Origin of the sequence: Actinoplanes sp. NPDC048791 (genome assembly GCF_040650095.1) — a bacterium.
Classification (GTDB): Bacteria; Actinomycetota; Actinomycetes; order Mycobacteriales; family Micromonosporaceae; genus Actinoplanes.
This window is the reverse complement of sequence record NZ_JBEZGQ010000688.1, coordinates 1-4,619: the sequence shown is the minus strand read 5'-3', so window position 1 is coordinate 4,619 and position 4,619 is coordinate 1. Positions and strand designations below refer to the sequence as shown.

The 4,619-nt window shown below is 73.3% G+C and carries 4 protein-coding genes; all 4 read left to right on the top strand.

Annotation, left to right across the window (positions count from 1 at the left end; all coding sequences use genetic code 11):
* Positions 1–195: 195 nt before the first annotated feature.
* A complete protein-coding gene (locus tag AB0C29_RS34575) occupies positions 196–1,512 on the top strand; it encodes a PQQ-binding-like beta-propeller repeat protein (RefSeq protein WP_360829351.1) in 1,317 nt (438 codons plus the stop codon).
* A gap of 2 nt (positions 1,513–1,514) precedes the next feature.
* Complete coding sequence (locus tag AB0C29_RS34570; protein ID WP_360829348.1) at positions 1,515–2,840, top strand: PQQ-binding-like beta-propeller repeat protein; 1,326 nt, start codon at positions 1,515–1,517, stop codon at positions 2,838–2,840.
* A 38-nt stretch (positions 2,841–2,878) separates the two neighbouring features.
* The gene (locus AB0C29_RS34565) at positions 2,879–4,195 is read left to right on the top strand and encodes a hypothetical protein (protein WP_360829345.1); all 1,317 of its coding nucleotides are present in this window, start codon (positions 2,879–2,881) and stop codon (positions 4,193–4,195) included.
* 93 nt (positions 4,196–4,288) lie between these two features.
* Positions 4,289–4,619 (top strand): response regulator (locus AB0C29_RS34560; protein ID WP_360829342.1); only part of this gene is annotated, 331 nt, incomplete at its 3' end.

The window sequence follows — 4,619 nt, the reverse complement described above, 5'->3', positions numbered from 1 at the left end:
CCGGCTTCCACCCGCACGGCACCCGCGCCGAGATCCTCGCCGCGCTGGGCCTCACGGCGCAGGACATCGCCCGCGACGTGACCGAGTGGGTCTCGCAGCTCGAGGACCCGGCCGCGGAGCACCAGCCGCAGCGCTGAGCGCCCGGCCGCTGAAGGTCAACGATCCGTTTCGTTATCTGCCCGTTACCTTTGGGGCATGGCGGCGGAGACATTCGGCGGCAATACGGTAATCATCGATCTCGGCCTGGCCCGGGGCGAGCCGGAGGAGTACGCGCGGCCGGCTCGCTCCACCACGCCGGACTGGTTCGCCCCGGTGCTGCTGGCGGTCATCGTGCTGCTGTCGTCAGCGGCCTCGGCGGCGCCGCCACCACCGGCGTTGACGGCCGTGCTGACGCTGCCGTTCGGCCCGGCGGATCCGTACACCCTGACCGACCGGGGGGACCTGCTCGCGCAGACCTACGGGACGCTCAGCTCGTACGACCTGGGTGACGGGCGGCTCAACTGGCAGGCCGGTTCCGCGTCGCCGACGTACCGGCTGCGCACCGGCGCCGATCTGGTGCTGATGCGGCCCTGGTCGGGCAATCAAGGTGACCCGGGCACCACGGCTGTCTCGCTGCGGACCGGCGCTGCCCAGTGGCGGCGCTCCGGCAACGTCGTCACCATCCCCGGCTCCAGCGCCCTGCTCGCGGTCTCCGGCGTACGCAGCTCCGGCTCCGGGCGCCGGGTGCAGGGTCCGGTGGACGCGATCGGGCCCGCCACCGGTACGACCCGCTGGCAGGTGACCGTCCCTTCGACAGCCGTGCTGATGGGCGTGCCGGGGCCGGACGACAGCGGGCCACGGATGCTGCTCATGCACGACAACCGCACCGCCGCCGTGCACGACCTCGACAACGGTCGCCTGCTCACCAGCGCCGAGCTGCCGCCCGCCGACTACGGCCCCGACAACCCCAGCGTCGCGGGCGGGCTGCTGGTGCTGCGACACCCCACCCCCACCGGCCGGATGGTCACCGCCTTCGACCCGGTGACGCTGCACCAGCGCTGGAGCCGGCCCGCCGGGTACGCGTTCGGGGTCAGCCCCTGCGGAACGCTCATCTGCCTCACCGGGCCGGACGGGGTCCGCGCCGTCGAGCCCGGCGGCGGCCTCCAGCGCTGGTTCCAGCCCGGCTGGCGCAGCATCGAGCAGCGGGGTGCGGCGGTCATCGCGTACGGGACACCGGCCGGGGAGACGGACCCGGTCGGCATGATCGATCCGGCGACCGGGCAGGTGCTGGTCGACCTGCACGGCTGGCGGCTGGTCTCCGGCCCCGGCGGCGGCGACCACCTGCTCGTGACCAGGCTGGTCGACTCGGGAAGCCGTACCATGGTCGCGGTCGCCGCCCCCGGTGACGCGCGACCGGAGCTGCTGGCCGATCTGCCGGCCGGCACCGGCGACTGCCAGTCCGTGCCCGACCGGCTCGTCTGCCGGGAGTCGACCGGTGAACTGGTGGTGTGGGCCTACCGGCGGAAGGAGTGAGCGTGGCGCTGATCGAGCTGAGCCCCGAGACCCCGGCTCCGCCCGCTCCGGCCACGCCACCGCCCGCGTACTTCTACCGCCGGGCCGGTCTCGCCCTGGCTGCCCTGCTCCTGTTCGCGCTTGCCGGCGCGGCTCCGCCGGCCGCCACGATCTGGCAGCGCGTCGGCGCGGTGCCGGTCCCGGCCAGCGGCGATTACCAGCTGATCGACGGCATCCTGTACGCGATGGATCTCGACGCCCAGCCGCGGACGCTCACCGCCTGGCAGGCCCAGCCGCTGCGCCGGCTCTGGAGCTACCGGAGCAGCACGAACGAGGACCCGTTCTTCGTGGCCGAGGCGACACCCGACATCACCGTGGTGCGCGCCGGGCGCAGCGTCACCGTGCTCGACGCCCGCACCGGAGCCGTGCGGTGGACGTCGCCGGTGGCCGTGCAGCCGGTCAGCGACACGGTCGCGTACGTGGAGGAGGAGATCTTCCGCCCCGGCACCGAGTACGACCCGGCGTCCGGCGACCCCGGCCAGCTCTACGGCACCAACAGCGGATCCCTGCACACCGAGCCGGCGCGGCGTACGGAGCTGCGCGGCCTCGACCTCGGCACCGGGACCCGGCGGTGGACGCTCAGTTTCCCGGGCTCGGTCTTCACCGCCTGGACGGCCGACCCGGGCAACGGCGTGGTGGTGCTCTCCTCCGACAAGCTGAGCCTGATCTCCCCGGCGACCGGTGAGGTGCTGCGGGAGCGGCCCGTGCCCCTGCTCGACGGCGTACGGGCCGAGGCGGGCGAGGTCGTCGGGAACACGGTGCTGGTGCACTACGGCTCCTTCGGCACGGGCGGGCCGGTGATCGCGTACGCGCTGGACACCTTGGCAGAGCTCTGGCGGCAGAACAGGCCGGACCCGGCGGGCAACTCCAGCGTCTGCTCGGGGCTGCTCTGTGTCAGCAAGGTCGAGGAACTGGTCGTGCTGGACCCGCGTACCGGTGCCGACCGCTGGCGGATCGCCGACACGGACCTGATCGCGTTCGGCCCCGACGCGGTGCTCGAACTGCAGGGGATGACCACCCCGGTGCGGACCGCCGACGCCGGCACCGGCCGGCCGCTGATCGACCTCTCCCCGTGGCAGTACCAGTTCCCGGTACAGGCCGGCGGCGCCTTCCTGCTGAGCCACCTGAACAGGGACCGGACCACCGCCTTCGGTCTGCTCCGGCCGGGCGCCACCGAGGTTCAGCTGCTGGGCCGCCTGCCCGACATGACCGTGCAGTGCCAGGCCGTCCCCGGAGTTGTCGCCTGCCGGGTGGGGGACCGGGTCGAGGTGTGGGCCTTCCGCGCCTGACCCACGCGGAAACCGGTTGCCGGGCGCACAATGACGGCGTGGGCGACGTCCTGATCGACCTCGGCGAGCAGCACGGCACGCTGCCGAGCGAGACCGTGGCGTCCCGCCACCGGCCGCACCGCTTCCGGGCCGCGCTGGCTGCCCTGTCCACCGTCCTGCTGGTCGTCCTGGGCGGCGCGGCGGCCCGTGCGGCCCCCGTCGGACCGGTCATCGTGCCGGCCCGCCTCGGCGACAACATGTTCGTCGAACAGGACCGCCTCTACGTCGTCAGCGCCGGCCCCGAGACCAACGACCCCGCGATCCAGCACAAGATCGTCAGCACGTACGCGCTGCCGGCCGGGGAGCTGCAGTCGCGGACCACGGTCGCCGTCACCGGGGCGATCTTCCAGGTCACCTCGGTGGGGTCGACGGTGCTGGTGTCATACCAGGTCGACACCGTCGGCGCCGAGGCGACGGTGGCGCTGACGGCCGGCACCGACCGGGCGCTCTGGCGGGCCCCGGCCCGGCTGCTGAGCGTCTCGGTGCCGGACCACCTCGTGCTGCTGCGGGAGAACAGTCCCCAGTACGGCGACCTGCACTGGTTCGGCCTCGACCTGGTCACCGGACGCACCCGCTGGTCCTTCGAGCAGCCGTCCCAGGGCTACACGACCCCGGCCGCCCTCGCCGACGGCTTCCCGCACCGGCTCATCACGGCGACCACGGACGGGCACATCGAGGTCCGCGACACCACGACCGGCACCCTGGTCACCGAGGGCGACGCCGCCGCGCCGTCCGGCTGGTCCCGGCGCGGCATCACCGTGTGGCCCACCGGCGACCTGGTCCTCATCGGCGGGCTCGGCGGAATCACCGCGTACACCCTGGCCGGGCTCGTCCCGCGCTGGCACAGCACCGTCGAGCTGTCCGGGCGCTGGGTGCAGGACTGCCTCGACGCCATCTGCGTCTTCGGATACCGCGGCGGGGTCCAGGCCCTCGACCCCGGCACCGGCCGGCTGCGCTGGACCGAGAAACGCTGGACGACCGCCGCCGAGGCCGGGACGTATCTGCTGGTCAGCGGCAACGAAGGGCTGGAAGGCAGCTACCCGCTGGCGGTGGTCGAGCCGGGCACCGGTGCCGTGCACGGCGACTTCGGCGCCTGGCGGGCCGCCGGGCCACCCCGGGCCGACGGGACCGTGGTGGGGCTGCGGCAGCGCATCGGCGACGACATCGTCTTCTACGCGCTGCTGGACCCGGCGCGGCTCACCGTACGGGTGCTCGGCACGGCCACCACCGTCTCCGGCGACTGCCAGGCCACGACCGACGTGCTCGTCTGCCGCCGCATCGACGCCGCCGTCGCAATCTGGCCCCTGACCGAGTAGTAACTGCCCGGTAGCCTGCACTCACGGCCTCTTTACGGGCCGGCGGCAAGGCTGTGCGGTGGATCCACATTTTTCGAACGCGGAGGGCCCCGGGTGCGCGTGCTGGTGGTGGAAGACGAGCGGAACCTCTGTGACGCGATCGCCCGGGGGCTGCGCCGCAAGGGGATGGCGGTCGACGTCGCGTACGACGGACTGACCGGGCACGAGATGGCGTACGTGACGCGCTACGACGTCGTCGTGCTGGACCGGGACCTGCCCGGCATGCACGGTGACGAGATCTGCGCCGCCCTGGTCGCCTCCGGGGCGCTGACCCGGGTGCTGATGCTCACGGCCAGCGTCACCGTGGCCGACCGGGTCGAAGGACTGCAGCTCGGCGCCGACGACTACCTGCCCAAGCCGTTCGCGTTCGAGGAGCTGGTGGCCC

Excerpts from the sequence above, each read along its gene's own strand:
- AB0C29_RS34575 (WP_360829351.1), top strand. The coding sequence starts at position 196 with ATGGCGGCGGAGACATTCGGCGGCAATACGGTAATCATCGATCTCGGC.